Origin of the sequence: Paenibacillus sp. FSL E2-0151 (assembly GCF_037993015.1) — a bacterium.
Taxonomy (GTDB): Bacteria; Bacillota; Bacilli; order Paenibacillales; family Paenibacillaceae; genus Paenibacillus; species Paenibacillus amylolyticus.
On the sequence record NZ_CP150308.1, the window covers coordinates 3,422,238 to 3,439,605 of the forward strand.

The following is a 17,368-nucleotide window of genomic DNA, read 5'->3' on the forward strand; positions in this document are numbered from 1 at the left end:
AGGAGGAAATTGTTATGAATTATACCGTAGCCAAAAAAATAACAGGAATGCTGCTCGCGGGCAGTCTGCTTCTGGGCGGTTGTCAATTCTCGCCAACACCGCTCGCTCACGAGACAGTGACTGCCGCAGATTCGACGGACTTTCCCTCCCTGCCTCCCGGAGAGAAACTGAAATCATCGTTCAGCGATGTCCGCCTTCCCGGCATGGTAGGCATTGCGCAGAATGCTGCGCTGCAATTGTTCATTAACGAAGAGACTGCCGAGATTGCAGTGATTCACACGCAGAGCGGCCAGATCTGGCGCAGCAATCCTGCAGATCGTGAGCAGGATGGGGTTGCAGCCGGGATAAACAAAGACCTTTTGTCATCACAGACGAAGCTCAGCTTCTTCAACAGCCTCGGACAGAGCAGCACCGTGAATTCCTTCACGGATAGTGTTGCACACAAGCAGATAAGCTACGAGGTGCTGCCGAGCGGCGTGCGGGTCCACTACCAGTTTGGAAGCACTGAGCGATCCATAGAAGACTTGCCGATGAAGATCAGCAAGGAGCGATTCGAACAAAGGCTGCTTGCACAGCTAGACAAGGCCGGGCAACGGGCCTTGAAGGTCGGCTATGCGGAAGACAAGGATGAAGGCGCTTACGTCCGGATTGATAAGGCGATGCAAGGATTGCAATTGTCCCGGGCCTTGAAGGCTTTTGACACAGCCGGTTACACATCGGAGGATTTGGCTCAGGATCATGCCGAGTTTGGCATTGAAGAGGAACGAAGTGGACCACGGCTGTTTATGCTTACGATGGAATATGAGCTGGATGGAGAGGATCTGCTTGTACGTGTTCCGTCCTCAGGCATTCATTTTCCGGAGGAATATCCGATCAACAGCATATCTGTAATGGATTACTTCGGGGCGGGGGGTTCAGAAGAAGAGGGCTCCATACTGGTGCCGGACGGTTCGGGAGCGCTGATCCATTTTAACAATGGCAAGCTGCAATATCCTGCCTATCAACAAGATATATACGGACCGGATATGACCATGAAACTGCGGGAAGCAAGTTCGAATGAAGCCAGAGCCAGGTTGCCGGTATTTGGACTGATTCGGAAAGAGGGAGCTTTCCTGGGAATTATTGAACAAGGGGATGCCGTTGCAGTTGTGAATGCCGATATCAGCGGCAAACTGAACAGTTACAACAACGTATATCCAAGCTTCTATGTAGTGAACAAGAGCGATGTGACGCTTCAGGCAAGTGATATGGTTCGTACACTTCCGAAATTCCAGAAGAAACCGACCGCGTCCGACTTCGTCGTTCGATATGCTTTTGTCGGGGCGGATAAGGCCTCGTACTCAGGGCTTGCATCTCTCTATCGGGATTATCTGGTGCAAAACGGCGGACTTCCCGAGCTGAATGCCAGCAAGGAGCAGAGTAACGTTCCCTTTTATCTGCAACTGTTCGGCGGCATGACAACAAGGCAGCATATGCTGGGCATACCGTATGATTCAACGGAGGCTTTGACCACGTTTGATGAAGCCAAAAACATTCTCTCCGCCTTGACGGAGAAGAAGGTATCCAATATTCAGTTGCGCTATGCGGGATGGCTTAACGGCGGACTTCATCATCGATTGCCGGATTCCATCCAAGTAGATGGCGCGGTAGGCGGGAAAAAGGGATTGCGGGATTTCAGCGCATACACACAAGAAGCGGGCATCGGTTTCTATCCCGATATCGCTCTGCTGAATGTGCAATCCAAAAAAGGGTTTAAACCGTCCAAAGAAGCTTCACGCACATTAACTCAGGAACCGGCGGTCTTATATCCGATGAACCAGGCCATCCAGCGGCGGGACCGGGATCGTTCACCATCCTATGTGCTTTCGCCCAACATGCTGGAGGACGTGACGGCAGACATGTTAGATGAGCTGAGGTCCCTTCAAAAGGATGGACTGTCACTAAGTCTGAATGATCTGGCAGCTCAGTTAAACAGCGATATGAATCCGAAAAAGCTAGTGGACCGAACACAAGCGCTTGGCTCCGTGAAGAAGGTACTTGAACAGATCGGGCAGCAGGCTGGCTCGCTTGTTGCTGAAGGCGGGAACGCTTATGCCCTGCCGTATGTAACTGGTCTGACAGATGCGCCGATGACCAGCAGTCGTTTCAAGCTGGAGGATGAAGAGATTCCGTTCTATCAGCTCGTTGTACACGGCAGCATCGGTTATACGGGGACGCCATACAATCTCTCCACATATACCAATGCAAGGCAATATGTGCTGAAGCTGATTGAATATGGAGCCAGCCCTTACTTTGCATGGTTCAATGCGCCAAACCATGTTGTGAAAGAAACGGATTATGATGATCTCTACGCGGCGAATTATGAACAATGGATCGATCTGGCTGCCGAGATCTACAACGAGGTGAACCAGGTGAACCAGCCGTTTGCCGGACGTTCCATGATATCTCATGAATCCCTGGAGGAGGGTGTCTTCCGGACAACATATGAAGGTGGCGGGTTCGTAATCGTCAATTATAACGACTTCCCTGTAGAAGTTGACAACGATACAGTGGAAGCTCAAAGCTATGTGACTGGTGGTGAGCAGCTCTGAAGACGCTCCTGAAATGGAAATGGGGAAGTCGTACGTATGCTCAGCAGAAAGCCATGTGGGGCGTAATCTACGTGCTTCCCTGGCTCATTGGTTTTGTGTTGTTTTTCTTCATTCCGCTGTTAGCCTCTCTGCGATACAGCATGAGTACAATTCAGGCTAACGCGGAAGGCATAGCAATTCAGTTCAACGGTGTTGCCAATTACATTCAGGCGCTGACCGTCAATACAAGCTTTAACCGTGCGTTAATTGAGGCGATCACAGACGTGCTCATCAACGTACCGCTTATCGTTATATTCAGTCTGTTCCTTGCCGTCATCCTGAATCAGAAGTTCAGGGGCCGGGCTGTAGCGCGGTCGATCTTTTTCCTGCCCGTTATTCTGGCATCGGGAGTGATTATGACACTGGAGAGCACCAGCCTGATTGAAGCGGTTAATCAGAGCAGCACAGGTGGAAGCTCACTCGGGACATTTGAACTCGAAAATCTGATGGTTAACGCCGGAGTGAGCGATTGGATCGTTACGTATCTGAGCAGCGCCGTAGATCGGATCTATCAGATCGTCAGTCAATCCGGTGTACAGATTTTGATCTTTTTGGCAGGGATCCAGACGATTTCCCCTCAACTGTATGAGGCTTCGAAGATGGAAGGGGCAACGGGTTATGAAGCCTTTTGGAAAATTACGTTCCCAATGGTCAGCCCGCTTATTTTTGTCAATGCGATCTATACAATCATTGATTCGTTTGCCAATAACGCCATGACGGAACTGATCCGGGATACCGGCTTCGTCAAATTTGACTTTGGATTAAGTTCTGCCATGGCATGGGTTTACTTTCTGGCCATTGCCATCATTCTGGTTATCGTAAACATCATTTTCTCGAAGCGAGTCTTCTATCAAGATTAGAAAGGAGGGTGTCCCACGTGACAACATCACGATTATTATCGCTGGAGCATTGGAAAGGCTGGCTGTGGGCCATGATCCGATTCGTTCTGATTACCGGGCTTTCCTTCGTTATCCTGTTTCCCATATTTCAGAAGGTTTCCACATCCATCAAAGCTAAAGGTGATCTGTATTCGGCAGTGGTGGTGTGGATTCCACAGAACTTCTCCATCGACAATTTCAAAGAGGCGATACGCGTAATGGATTACTGGGCAACGCTGTTTAATACGTTTGCCCTGTCTGCAACGACTACACTGCTGACTACAGCATCCTGTGCACTTGCAGGATACGGATTCGCCAGACTGAAATTCAGGGGAAGCAACTGGCTGTTTGCTGGTGTAATTCTAACGATTCTTGTACCGCCAACGACCATTCTCATTCCGGTATACCTGAATCTGAAAAGCTTTGACCTGATGGGGCTTATGACGCTTATAGCCGGCAAACCTGTTAATTTGCTTAATACCTATTGGCCGTTTATTCTGACGGCAATTACGGCCAATTCACTTAAAGCCGGTTTGTACATCTTTATCTTCCGGCAATTCTTCAGAGGTATTCCGAAGGAAGTGGAGGAGGCGGCCTATGTGGACGGCGCGGGCATCGGACGAACATTTTCAAGAATCATGCTGCCCAATGCCATTCCGTCCATGGTAACAGTCATGCTGTTTTCCTTCGTATGGCAGTGGAACGACAGCTTTTATACGACGACTTATCTGACTTCAAGTAAAGTCATGTCGACTCAGTTATCGTCCCTTCCGTATAATCTGGCCCAGCAGGTTACTGACGGTGCAGCTTCCCAAGCCGATCCGTTCTATCTGAGTATGATCCAGGATACAGGAATTCTTCTTGCCATTCTGCCTTTGATCATCATCTATTTGTTTGTGCAACGATATTTCGTAGAGAGTGTAGAGCGTACGGGAATCGTCGGTTAAGTTAAGTTCTTCTGTACATTTGGAGTGGGATCAGACTGGAAGAGGGAGGAGGAACTTCATGCAACATTCCATCTGTGAAAAGGGGGCATGTAACGATCTCATGAACGTCTGCTTACAGCAGAACCGCGATCCTTCCCTGCGCAGGATCCCCCTGATGGTGTGGAACGGGCTGCGGGAGCGGGCGCCGACCTGAGCGATCTGTTTGATGAGAGATACTCTGACGGAGCATACTCGCGTTATTGCAAGGCAATATATCAGATCAGGAGGAATTAAAGTGAAGAAGTTCATGACATCTTGTAAACTTGTACTCATTCTGGCTTTATTGATCACAATTGCTCCATGGGGAGGCAGCCGTGCCGAAGCATGGGTGGGCATGCCGATGGGCAAGCTGCACGTAAACGGCAAAAACCTGGTGAATAGCAACAACCAGCCTGTGCTACTGAACGGTTGGCATCAACCCTCAGGTGCCTACTGGACATATCAGGACAGCAATTATTATCTCAATCTGCACGGCAATAACCGTCATGCAGCTACACTGGCATATCTGAAAGACATTACCGATACTTTTGCTGACACCAGCGCGAAGTACGGAAGCAATCATGGCTGGAATATGAATCAGGTACGTCTGTTCATCGATCGTCAGGACATGGGAGATGTGGCTGCTGGTACATATAACTTTGCCGGTGTGCAGACCGTTACGCAAAATGTAATTATTCCGTATATTCAATATGCCAAAACAAAAGGTGTCTATGTTGTCCTGGGACTGGACTTCACATTGAAGGATGATCAGGCAACAACACCTGCCAACCTGCAAAAATTCAACGAAATCTGGGGTTATCTCGCTTCACGCCCGGAGATCAAAAGTGCAGACAACGTTCACTTCGAACTGATCAACGAACCGGTGAAATCCTATGCCAATGGACATTGGGGTGGATACAACGGGGAAAATGACTTTGTGGATCACTGGAATGACTTGCGTAATTTCCAAAATTCCATGATTTCAACAATTCGCAGCAAAGGTGCGGACAACGTCATCTGGGCGGCAGGTCTGGGATACAACCAATTTTACAGCTTGACGGCAAGCCATCCATTGACTGATCCGCTCAATAACTATGGATATGCGGTTCACTGGTACCCTGGTTATGGCGCATATGACAACTTCTCTATCCTGCAAGACCAGTGGAATACCAACGTGAAGGCAGCTGCTGACAAATATCCGATTAATATTACCGAGGTAACCTGGTTCAAAAACAAACCTGGCGATTCGGCCTATTGGAACTTGTTTAATGGTAGCAATGAAGGTTTTGGCACCAATACCAAAACGATTTTCAACGCATCAGGCAATGTCAGCATTGCAGCTCATATGAACGGATTCATTCTAAGTGAAGGACCACGAAGCTCCTTTGCGGACCCAACGGCTGGACTGAAATGGGATGGAGATGCTTCACGGAGTGCCATGGGACGATTCCTGTTCAACTGGTACCATGAACGTGCCCAGACTTATCCGGGCAGTGGACAAGGTGGCGGACCGACAACGGGTCTTGTATCCGGTGCAACTTATAAAATCGTAGCCCGGCATTCCAACAAAGTTGTTGATGTTCCTGGTGGTCAAAATGAAAATAATCTTCAGCTCCAGCAGTGGAGCGATCTGGGCGGTAACCCTCAGAAGTGGGTTCTGACTTCGATCGCTAACGGCAACTATACACTGACAAGTGTGAACTCGCCGGACAAAGTCATCGACATTCGCAACGGTACCCTCACCAATGGGGAAGCGGTTCAACTCATGAGCAATCTGAACACAACCGCTCAGCATTTTAAGGTCAATGATCTTGGTAACGGGTACTGGAGTATCATTAACGTGAACAGCAATAAAGCGATTGAAGTGGCAAACGCTTCCACTTCGGATGGAGCCAAACTGCAGCAGAACACCTACACAGGTGCTACAAACCAACAATGGAAATTTGTTGCCGTTAGCAATTAATAAGCACAACGTTAAACAAAAGCCTTCCCAAGTCATTCCATGTCTTGGGGAGGTTTTTTTGCGTTTATTTTTGATATTTTGTGATGGATGTCATGCGAAGGTAAAATACAACTATATTTGTGCGCTAACCCGCAGACCAACAATTATTTTCATGCAAGCATTGTACGCTACAGTATGTAAATGTACCATAAGGAAGAAGTTGTACCTTCACCAGGAAGAAATGCCCGGTGTATCATTGAACAGCTACCTTATCACAGAGAAATGTAAGCGCTTGATAAAAAAGGGAGGGTACATATGCAGCTCCTATGGTCCAAATTTTCACCCGTGTTCCGCCGATTCCTCATTTCGTATCTTGTCATTCTGATGATTCCTCAAATTGCGGGATATGCCTCTTACCGAGCTTCCATTGAAGCGGCCCGTTCCAGCTCCATTGAGAACAGTTTGAAGTCGCTGAGTCTTGGCAAAGAGATCATTGAGCGAAATCTTCTTCAAGTCGAAGCTTTTACCAGACAGCTTGCCGTCAATCCCGATTTGCAAAATTTAATTGCTGGGCCAAAGCCGCATGATCTCTACAATGTCTACGGTATGAACCGTATGCAGCGGAGCCTCTCCATGTACAGCAGTACCAATGATTACTTGTCCCATTTCTTCATTCACATACCAAACTACAATGCCATCATCACACCAAGAACTGTGTATTATCGTCCAGAGCATTATTATGCTGCCAATCAGCTGGACGGTATGTCGTTTGAACAATGGCATGACCAAATTCTCAAACAACCACACTTTAATGAAATCATACCGCTTCGAAACTATAAACGTGAAATACTCGGCACTGTGCTTGCAGACGTTCCCGCCATTACGTTTCTGCAATCTCTGCCTTTGAACAGCTTCAACAAACCGCAAGCGACGATTGGTGTCATGATTGATCAGGATCAGATGGCCAGCCTTACTCAACATATTGTGGATCAATATGGCGGCTGGACTCTCGTCACTGATGCGGAAGGGCAGATCATTTTCTCCCATGGCATTGAACAAGCCGAAGCCGAGCAAATGGCACAGAGTCGCCAGAGAGAAGGTAACGCTGCGGAAACGGAGCTGAACGTGCAGGATGTACAGCCTGGAAGTGATGGTCGGCTGCTGATATCGATGCAGTCCAGTCAAAATGGATGGAATTACATGGCAGGGATTCCGGAGAAAGCACTCATGACAAAAGCGGACCAAATCAAACAAGTCACGCTGGTCTTTACTTTGGCAACCATTGCCTTGGGACTGTTATTCGGGCTGGTTCTGGCCTATCGGAATAGTGCACCCGTATACAGATTGTTGGCCTCTTTTCGGGAACAAATCACCGATTCCCCAGGCAGACGGGGCAATGAATATGATTTTTTGGCAAGCCATATTAACAATCTCATTGCTAATAATGACTCACTTAAAAACGCCATGAATGAGCAGATTCCGTTATTGAGAGACGGTTTTATCAAACGTTTGTTAACGGGAGAAGTCTATACCTCACTTGAGTTGGAGGTTATCTCATCCCAGGCGCACATTTCTCTTCATAGCAGCAAGGGCTTGGCAGGCTTAGTGAAGGTAAACGGATATGCCAATCCGGACAGTGAAGAAACTATCCATGAACTGGGTGTCGCAAGGCTGCTCATCAAACAGGTACTTACAGAGTGGAATGCGCAGCTGCTGATCACGGATTGGGGAACAGACCAGATCGCTTTTGCCTGTCCATTGGATGAGAACTCACTGAATGAAGCTATAGGGAGATGTGAAAAAGAGCTGAACACCTTGATGGAAGTGATCTACCGGGAGCATCGGATATCCACAACAATTGGCACAGGTGCAGCTTACGAGGTCTGGAATGATGCAGGGCGTTCCTTTGACGAAGCCAAACAAGCTCTGGATTATGCCATTCATATGGGAACAGATCATCTGGTGAGATTTGAAGATACGATGAAGGAAAATGAAATGTTCTATTATCCGATTGAGTCTGAACAGCGCCTGCTGAACACAATCAAAGTCGGGGAGCCTGAAGAGGCGGTACGTATTCTGGAGCAATTGTTTTTTCGTAATTTAGAGGAGCGGGAACTGTCCTACGAGATGACACAGCAGTTCATCATGGAGCTGAAGGGGACTTTTCTGAAGCTGGACGAACCCAAATTCAAGTTGGATGCCTCCCTGCTGGAGGAATATAAAACCCGGGTGACATCCATTCAGATGACAGAAACGATTACTTCGCTGCGTGCAAAGTTCAAACGGTTAACAGAAGACATCTGCGGTGATTTCCAGAGAAGAAGAGCAGGAGCACATGCGGATACTGTAAGCGAAATGATTTGTTTTATCCAACAACATTATGGGGATGCAAACTTGACGATCTATCGGATTGCCGAGCACATGAGCAAGTCCGAGAAGTTTATATCCCAACTATTCAAAGAACATACGGGAGAGAATCTTTCCGATTATGTAGAACGGGTACGCATCGATGCTGCCTCGAACTTGTTGCACTCCACCGGTCAGACCATTGACGAGATAGCGGAGGCCACCGGGTATAATAGTGCACATTCATTCCGCCGAGCTTTCAAGCGGGTACGCGGCATTTCTCCGAGTGTGTTTCGGAAAATGGACGTTCATAGCGGTTAATGTAGGCTGTTTCTCGGGAACTATATTCGCTATTTGTACTTTCTCAGCGTAACTGTACCTTTACGCATCCCCAGCGCAATCTTATGATTACTCAAAAAGTAAGCGCTACCAAGTTGAGCTGAAGTTCAGCACGATTTGGAGCCAAGAATGGGGGGATGATTCTGAGAACCACAATGACCAGTGAATCAAAGTCCGTGGAGAAACCAAGTAAACCGTTTGCCTTGAAGCAAGCATTATCCAGAAGCTGGAGGCGACATTGGCAGCTATATCTGCTGATCCTGCCACCGATTGCTTACTTTATTATTTTCAAGTATGTACCTATGGTGAATGCGGTCCTGGCATTTAAAGATTACAACGTCATCAAGGGGATCTGGGGCAGTCCGTGGGCCGGAACCAAGTATTTCGAATTACTTTTTAAAAATCCAGCGTTTGTCATGCTGATCAAGAACACACTCTACATTTCGTTTTACAGCCTGATCGTTGGTTTCCCGATTCCTATATTACTGGCGCTCGCGCTGAACGAAATCAAAAACATACGATTCAAAAAAACAGTACAAATGGTGACGTATGCTCCATATTTCATCTCTACCGTTGTTATGGTCTCCATCATTATGCTCTTTCTGTCTCCTAGGCTGGGTATTGTCAACACGATTGCAGGCGCCCTTGGTTTCGAAGCAGTGAATTTTCTCGGTGAGCCTGGACTGTTTCGATCCATCTACGTATTCTCCGATGTGTGGCAGGGAATGGGGTACTCCGCTGTGATATATCTGGCTGCTCTGGCAGGTGTTGATCCATCCCTGTATGAAGCCGCCAAAGTGGATGGAGCCAACCGAATACAGAAAATCATCAATGTTGATCTGCCTGGACTACTTCCGGCAGCCGTCATCATTCTGATCCTGAGTGTAGGGAATATCATGGCTGTTGGGTTCGAAAAAATATATTTGCTGCAAAATCCGCTCAACCTGTCTGCTTCGGAGATCATCTCCACGTATGTCTATAAAATAGGATTGCTGAATGCCAATTACAGCTTCGCTACTGCGGTTGGCCTGTTCAACTCGGTGATTAACCTGATTCTGTTATTAATCGTAAACGCGGTTGCCAAGCGACTGTCCAATACAAGCTTATGGTAACGGGAGCGAAAGGAGGAGAATCAACCCATGCCTAACACACAGACAAATGCAGGTCGTTCGCGGATCAAGAGCACCAGTACGATTCGTGAATCCTGGGGAGACCGCGTATTTATAACGGTTGTGTACTTCATGTTGACAGTGGTGCTGATTGCCGTGCTGTATCCCTTGATATATATTGTGAGTTCTTCGCTCAGCAGCCCTGCTGCCGTCTCCTCGGGAAAAGTCTGGTTGTGGCCCATTGACCTGACGTTTGACGGTTACAAGTCTGTATTGCGGAATGATCAAGTCCTTACCGGTTATGCCAATTCCCTTTTCTATACAGCCTGCGGCACCTTCATCAGCGTGGCACTGACCATTATGATTGCTTATCCATTATCCAAAAAAACGTTTGTTGGTCGCAGCTCGTTAATGATGTTTATTACCTTCACCATGTTGTTCTCAGGCGGTTTGATCCCTACCTATCTGGTGGTCAAAACCATGGGACTGATTGATACCCGCTGGGCGTTGCTGATTCCCAATGCCGTCTGGGTATGGCAAGTCATCATTGCCCGTACCTTTTTTCAGAATTCGATACCGGAAGAATTGTCCGAAGCAGCAGACATCGATGGCTGCAGTGACATCCGGTTTATCTTCAGTATTATCCTGCCACTCGCCAAACCGATTATCGCCGTGTTGTCACTTATGTACGCTGTCGGTCAGTGGAATGCATACTTTGATGCCCTCATCTATCTGAAATCACAGTCGCTCTATCCGCTACAGCTGATATTACGCAGCATTCTTATTCTGAACAGCAGTACAGGGAGCATGGATGCATCGGAAATGATCAAACAGCAGCAGATGGCTGAACTCATGAAGTACTCGTTAATTGTGATGGCCAGCTTGCCGGTGCTAATCATCTATCCTTTTGTTCAACGGTATTTCGTGCAAGGTATGCTGATTGGCTCAGTTAAAGGATAAGTTCATTTTTTCTATTATTCATGAAGGAGAGGATTATATTGAAAAAAGCGGGATTCATCATTCTTGCCTGTATGCTGTTTACCTCGTTGGTACTTGCCGGATGTTCAAGCTCTGATAAGGGGAACGGGGAAGGCAGCGATCCGTCAGGCAAGACGGCCATTAATGTGTTTGCTCACCAGGGTTCGGATACCAACCTGTCCACTAACAAATTCACGAAGAAAATGGAAGAGAAGTTTGATATTCAGTTCAACTGGACTACGGTTCCATTCGACGGTGCAGCGGAGAAAAGACAGATTTCACTGGCTTCCGGTGATTATCCGGACTTGTATCTGCTCATCCCTTGGGTAGATCGTTTCTCCCAGACAGACTTGTTGAAGTTTGGTCAGCAGGGGGTTATTTTGCCGCTGAATGATCTGATTGAGGAGCATGCTCCCAATATTAAAAAAGTACTTGAGAGCAATGACTATTATCGGGCCATGAACACTGCTCCTGACGGAAATATCTATGGTCTGACGGGTCTGAATGAATGTTTTCACTGTTCATACCCAAACAAGATGTGGGTCAACACCAAATGGATGGAACAACTGGGCCTGACCGAACCAACGACGACAGAAGAATTTAAGGAAATGCTTCGGGCATTTAAAACGAAAGACCCGAACGGGAACGGCAAAGCCGACGAAGTACCGCTAAGCGGTTCGACTGAAAATTTCGGTGTGCACATTATTCCGTACTTGATGAACGGTTTTATCTATGACGACGATCGGAATTATCTCATTGTCAATCAGGGGAAAGTGGAGACCGTAGTGAACAAACCGGAGTGGAAAGAAGGGCTTGCCTATATTAAATCCCTGTACGATGAAGGGTTGATTGATCCAGGGGCATTTACCCAAAACGTCGGGGCCTTCAAAAAAATTGGAGATAACGCTGATGCACAGCTTCTCGGTGCGGGAGCAGCGATGCATCCATCATTATTCGTAACCACTGCCGAAGGTTCTCCTTACGGGAATGATTACAATCCCATCCCTCCATTGAAGGGACCCCATGCTGCTTATGCTACGTACAACTATCCGATTGATCCCGGAGCGTCTTTTGTACTGACAAACAAAGCCAGTGAGGAAACGCAGATCGCGGCCATAAAGCTGCTGGATTATCTCTATACCCAGGAAGGAACCATGGCATCATATCTGGGAGAAGAGGGCGTAAGCTGGCGCAAACCTCAAGAAGGAGAAGTGGCGCTCAATGATCAGATTGAGCCGTTATATAAAGCCATTCCGCTTCCTTCTGGAGAAGAACCTCGTAATGACAGTTGGGCTGCATTGAGTCAGTACAATCATTATCAGGCATATCGGGACTCCGAAGTACAGGGGACAGACATCTATGCCAATGATGGTGGTGAGCGACGTCTCTATGAGGCGACATTGTTAATGGAGGGCAAGGAACCAAAAGAGATTTTCCCTCATTGGGCATTGTGGGTAGATCCGTCCCAAGCTGATGAAGCCAGCATGATGCAGACCAATCTCAAGGATTACATCGATCAGAACGCCCTGCAATTTATTACTGGCGCCAAAAGTCTGGATAAGGATTGGGATGAATATGTGAAAGGCCTGGAGGGATTGAACATTAATCGATATCTGGAGATTATGCAGTCTTCCTATGATACTTCTTCTGTTTCCAAATAATTAAAGTATCTGAATCATACAGAGCGGGAAAAGTTACTGCCTGTATTTGTACAACCAAACGTTCCCGGTTCGCAGTAAACATATGCGAGCCGGGAACGTTTTTTATTGATATAGATTAAATCGTAATATCGTTGCATTTTTCTTAAAATTCAGTGATTGAACCTGTCCTGCAAGCCAAATGTTCACAGGACAGGTTCAACGGCTCATGCACATTCCCTTAGTTTAGTACATGCGATATCTTCCGCTTAGAGCGAGCATGCTGAAAAAATACAGGCAATTGTCGTAATAACGTCGCTCTCCTTGACGCAGAGGTGTGTTCCAGAACTTGTGAACGAATGTGTCAGCATGTGGACCGTCCGCAGCCAGTGAAGCCATGGCATTGGTAGCCAGCAAACCTACAGGATGCAGTGAAGGTTCGTCGAAAGGTTCACCTTCTATTGTATAGCGACGATAATCGGACATTTCAATATCACTGAAGAAGGATTGAATCCGATTGGATTGTTCGATCTGCCAGTGATCCTTGCGGAACCATTCCCAGTCCAGCGCTATATTCGCAGCAACACGGTAGGCATCACTGTAAAAATGTCTGAAATCACCATGCGGCTGTATTGGAGCCGGAGAGCCGTCATAGTTCGCATATTCAGGTGATAGTCCGGTTACGGGATGGCAGGCTGTATGAAGGTAAGCTCTACTAGCGGCCGCCGCTTCTTTCCAGAAGCGCTGATCTTCTTCATCCGCATATTTCGCGAATAGTTCATAAAAATGAGGCAGATGGTAGGATGGGTCGCTAAACGGTGTTTCTGGTATGAATTTGATCAGTTTTGTTTCCGGGTCCCACATGGGATGGCCTTCGCCGTCTTCGCCCTGATGTATACATGCACGAAGGATCTTGCGGGCTTGTGCCTTGTAATCATAAGGTTCAGCGCCATCGCCCCAGCGGTTGGAGGCAAAAAAAAGCGCCATGGCAAAAAACTCCTCACCATCAGGAGCAGGACCTTGCGAGAGTTGGGTTCCGTCAGGCTTGCAATGCCAGGCAAAATAATCTTTATAACGACCCGCTTTATGTTGCATAAACGAGTGTGAGAAATTCCAGAGTCGATCAAATTCCTCCTTTTTGTCCATCTGAACAGCCATCATCATGCCATAGGACATGCCCTCGGATCGAACATCGAGATTACCAGTGTCCAGCAAATAACCCTTGTCCTCACCCATGGAGTAATATATTCGAGTATTGTCATCGCCATAAAACAGCTCGTTCCATGTTTCTTCCAATCTGTTCGTGATCTCATTCTCATCGTAGCCTAGCTTCAAAAACAGATTTGTATATGTACCCGTATCCCACGCGCCTTGACCCGTGATATTCATGAGTATCCTCCTTCATCAATGCGGTTTTTCAAAATTATATCATGGAAATAGTATACAAATTAAAGCGTTTACATGAAAAATTATAGGTGTTCTGATCTGCATGTCATTGTACTCAAATTAAAATGATATATTGGTTAAAATCCTATACTTTGTCAGGTTGTTGTAAAATTATGTAAGGGATACACTTTGGGAGAAGGATCACATCTGATCTAATAATAATAAAAGCTGTGATCCTTTAAATGTTGTTTGAGGATGGTCAGAATCTAACCGGAAGGATGTGATGATGATTTATGCTCCAGGATTCAGGAGATGCAGGTGAAAACACGGAATTCACTGCACCGCGCGATCCAGTTGGAGTGACAGCGTCGGCAGTCAAGCCCGCAATTGATTTTGAGTCACCTAGATATCGCGACATGATTGGCCGATCTCTTCTGAACAAAGGAAATAATGTCAGATTAAAACGAGCCATTGAGAAGGCAAAAAACGGCGAACCTGTCGTTATCGCTTATATTGGAGGCTCCATTACCCATGGTGCTGGTGCAGTACCTATTCATCTCCAAAGTTACGCTTATCGGTCTTATGAGTCGTTCAAGTTTATGTTTGCGCTTTCAAAAGATAGTCCGATTCATCTGATTAAAGCAGGTGTGGGTGGAACTCCTTCAGAACTGGGGATTGTACGTTATGATCGTGATGTGCTGAGGGGAGGTGCCGTTCAGCCGGATATTGTCATAATCGAATTCGCAGTCAATGACGCAGATGATGAAACCCAAGGTAAATGTTACGAGAGTCTGGTACTCAAAGCACTTACTGCCGATAACAAGCCAGCGGTCATCTTGTTATTCAGTGTATTCGAAAATGACTGGAATCTACAGGATCGTCTCGCTCCAGTAGGCTGGCATTACGATCTGCCAATGGTAAGTGTGAAAGATGCTGTCGTAGATCAGTTCAACAAGACAAAAGGTGAAGGCAACGTTATTTCCAAAAAGCAATTTTTCCATGATATATATCATCCAACTAACATAGGGCATCGAATTATGGCCGATTGTTTGGAATATTTGTTCGACGTGACGAATCGTTCTGAGTGGGATGAGGAAGATCATGATATTGAAAAAGCTCCGCTAATTGGGAATGAATTTGTTAATGTGAAGCTGTTGGATCGGAAAAACGGCAATCACATTGCCCGTATCGATGCAGGCTCTTTTTGTAAAACGGACACGGATCTGCAGATGGCTGAGATGGATGCTCATGACTATGGCACACCTCAGTTCCCCAACAACTGGATGCGTACAGGAGAGGGGAAAGAGGATCAGAGTAGCTTTCGGATAAGTTTGCAGTGCAAACGCCTCATTCTAATCTTCAAGGATTCTGGTAACGATGAATTCGGAACTGCACATATCAAGGTAGATGGGGTATTCGTCCAAAAAGTCGATCCGCGTCAAGTGAACTGGACCCATTGCCATGCCACACTTCTGCTTAACGAAGAGCATGTGGGGGAGCACTCCATCGAGATCGAAATGGCGGAAGGCCATGAACATAAATGCTTCACTATTCTGGGTTTTGGCTATGTGGATTAACTGAAGACTGATAGTCACTCATATGTTCGGAGGAAAAGAGAATGGAATTGATCTCACCAGCAGTAACGGGATATGACCAGTATCGAGAGAATATACCACGTGGAGTCATGGAGACGGTAGAGTATCCTTCCACCACGGTTGGCAATTCCCGTAAAGCGATGGTGTACACCCCACCAGAATTTTCTTCGACAACGATGTATCCTGTACTTTTTCTTTTGCATGGTATTGGCGGAGACGAAACCGAATGGCATACTCATGGTTCTCCGCAAATTATTCTCGATAATCTGTACAACGATAATATGCTTGAACCGATGGTTATTGTTTTCCCCAACGGTCGCGCAATGTCGAATGATCGAGCCGTAGGAGACCTGTTTGAACCTGAGAAAATCAAAGCATTTAAACGGTTCGAATCCGATCTGCTCAACGATTTGATACCTTACATGGAGTCGAACTACCCTTTGCATAAAAGCCGGGATAAAAGGGCGATTGCTGGTTTATCCATGGGTGGAGGTCAATCCTTAAATATCGGATTAAGTAATCTAGACCATTTTGCATGGATCGGTGCTTTCTCCGCAGCCCCAAACACCAGAAGTCCGGAGCTACTTGTCCCTGATCTTTCGAAAGCGCCTTCATTGCTCTCGCTGTTATGGATCTCTTGCGGTGAACAGGACAATCTTATAGAGATTAGTCTTGGGGTTCACCAATATTTGGCGCAACACGGAGTACCTCACATTTGGCATGAGGAAAGTGGAGGACATGATTGGCCCGTGTGGAAGAACGATCTGTATCTGTTTTCGCAACGTCTTTTCAAGTGAATTTGCTGAAGAACATTCATATCGGATTGTAGCATCAACCAAATCTATTAAAATATCAGGAGGTATCATCCATGTTCAAATTCGGAAAAAAATTAATGACCGTTGTTCTCGCAGCTTCCATGAGTTTTGGTGTCTTCGCAGCAACATCAAGCGCAGCAACAGATTATTGGCAAAATTGGACAGATGGCGGAGGAACGGTCAACGCCGTGAATGGATCGGGCGGGAATTACAGTGTGAATTGGCAAAATACTGGGAACTTTGTTGTCGGGAAAGGGTGGACATACGGTACGCCTAATCGAGTGGTCAATTATAATGCCGGCGTATTCTCTCCTTCAGGTAACGGCTATCTCACCTTCTATGGTTGGACTAGAAACGCTCTAATTGAATATTACGTGGTGGATAGCTGGGGAACGTATCGTCCTACCGGAACGTATAAGGGCTCGATGACTAGTGATGGCGGCACATATGACATCTATACAACGATGAGATACAATGCACCTTCCATTGATGGTACTCAGACTTTCCCTCAGTATTGGAGTGTTAGACAGACCAAGAAACCAATCGGAGTCAATTCTACCATCACGTTCAGTAATCATGTGAATGCATGGGCGAGCAAAGGGATGTACTTAGGCAACAGCTGGTCCTATCAGGTGATGGCAACGGAAGGTTATCAAAGTAGCGGAAGCGCAAACGTGACGGTTTGGTAAAAATGATGTGATGCAGTTCAACTTCTGCACCTGCATTTGAAATTCAATTTTCCGGTAGC

12 protein-coding genes are annotated in these 17,368 nt (G+C 46.7%); 11 read left to right on the forward strand and 1 reads right to left on the reverse strand.

Translation table 11 applies throughout. The features are described 5' to 3' along the window. The first annotated feature begins 14 nt into the window (after positions 1 to 14). The 8 genes from MHI55_RS15585 (at position 15) to MHI55_RS15620 (ending at position 12,848) form a co-directional block, all read left to right on the forward strand. The gene (locus MHI55_RS15585; RefSeq protein ID WP_340390505.1) at positions 15 to 2,591 is read left to right on the forward strand and encodes a DUF5696 domain-containing protein; all 2,577 of its coding nucleotides are present in this window, start codon (positions 15 to 17) and stop codon (positions 2,589 to 2,591) included. A gap of 53 nt (positions 2,592 to 2,644) precedes the next feature. Beyond that, on the forward strand, positions 2,645 to 3,490 hold the full coding sequence (locus tag MHI55_RS15590; protein WP_082219083.1) for a sugar ABC transporter permease: 846 nt from the start codon (positions 2,645 to 2,647) through the stop codon (positions 3,488 to 3,490). Positions 3,491 to 3,507: 17 nt separating this feature from the next. After that, entirely contained in the window at positions 3,508 to 4,455 is a 948-nt protein-coding gene (locus tag MHI55_RS15595) for a carbohydrate ABC transporter permease (RefSeq protein ID WP_036615897.1), read from the forward strand. 274 nt (positions 4,456 to 4,729) lie between these two features. Beyond that, a complete protein-coding gene (locus MHI55_RS15600; RefSeq protein ID WP_340390506.1) occupies positions 4,730 to 6,436 on the forward strand; it encodes an RICIN domain-containing protein in 1,707 nt (568 codons plus the stop codon). 294 nt (positions 6,437 to 6,730) lie between these two features. Further along, positions 6,731 to 9,082 (forward strand): helix-turn-helix domain-containing protein, encoded by a 2,352-nt coding sequence (locus MHI55_RS15605; RefSeq protein WP_340390507.1) that lies wholly within the window; start codon positions 6,731 to 6,733, stop codon positions 9,080 to 9,082. A 275-nt stretch (positions 9,083 to 9,357) separates the two neighbouring features. After that, entirely contained in the window at positions 9,358 to 10,212 is an 855-nt protein-coding gene (locus MHI55_RS15610; protein WP_036671100.1) for an ABC transporter permease subunit, read from the forward strand. A gap of 27 nt (positions 10,213 to 10,239) precedes the next feature. Beyond that, on the forward strand, positions 10,240 to 11,169 hold the full coding sequence (locus MHI55_RS15615) for a carbohydrate ABC transporter permease (RefSeq protein ID WP_127548526.1): 930 nt from the start codon (positions 10,240 to 10,242) through the stop codon (positions 11,167 to 11,169). Between the two features lie 38 nt (positions 11,170 to 11,207). Further along, entirely contained in the window at positions 11,208 to 12,848 is a 1,641-nt protein-coding gene (locus MHI55_RS15620) for an ABC transporter substrate-binding protein (protein WP_036615889.1), read from the forward strand. Between the two features lie 222 nt (positions 12,849 to 13,070). Here MHI55_RS15620 and MHI55_RS15625 read toward each other — a convergent pair whose 3' ends face one another. Continuing rightward, positions 13,071 to 14,213, reverse strand: coding sequence for a glycosyl hydrolase family 8 (locus MHI55_RS15625; protein ID WP_340390508.1), 1,143 nt, complete (start codon positions 14,211 to 14,213; stop codon positions 13,071 to 13,073). A 290-nt stretch (positions 14,214 to 14,503) separates the two neighbouring features. On the opposite strand from MHI55_RS15625, the gene MHI55_RS15630 reads away from it, so the two are divergent. The 3 genes from MHI55_RS15630 to MHI55_RS15640 all read left to right on the forward strand — a co-directional run bounded on the left by MHI55_RS15630 (position 14,504) and on the right by MHI55_RS15640 (position 17,309). After that, complete coding sequence (locus MHI55_RS15630; RefSeq protein WP_253508433.1) at positions 14,504 to 15,787, forward strand: SGNH/GDSL hydrolase family protein; 1,284 nt, start codon at positions 14,504 to 14,506, stop codon at positions 15,785 to 15,787. A gap of 41 nt (positions 15,788 to 15,828) precedes the next feature. Next, a complete protein-coding gene (locus MHI55_RS15635; protein ID WP_127548532.1) occupies positions 15,829 to 16,602 on the forward strand; it encodes an alpha/beta hydrolase-fold protein in 774 nt (257 codons plus the stop codon). A gap of 71 nt (positions 16,603 to 16,673) precedes the next feature. After that, positions 16,674 to 17,309: a glycoside hydrolase family 11 protein gene (locus MHI55_RS15640; protein WP_100526251.1), complete on the forward strand. Its 636-nt coding sequence runs from the start codon at positions 16,674 to 16,676 to the stop codon at positions 17,307 to 17,309. Positions 17,310 to 17,368 lie beyond the last annotated feature (59 nt).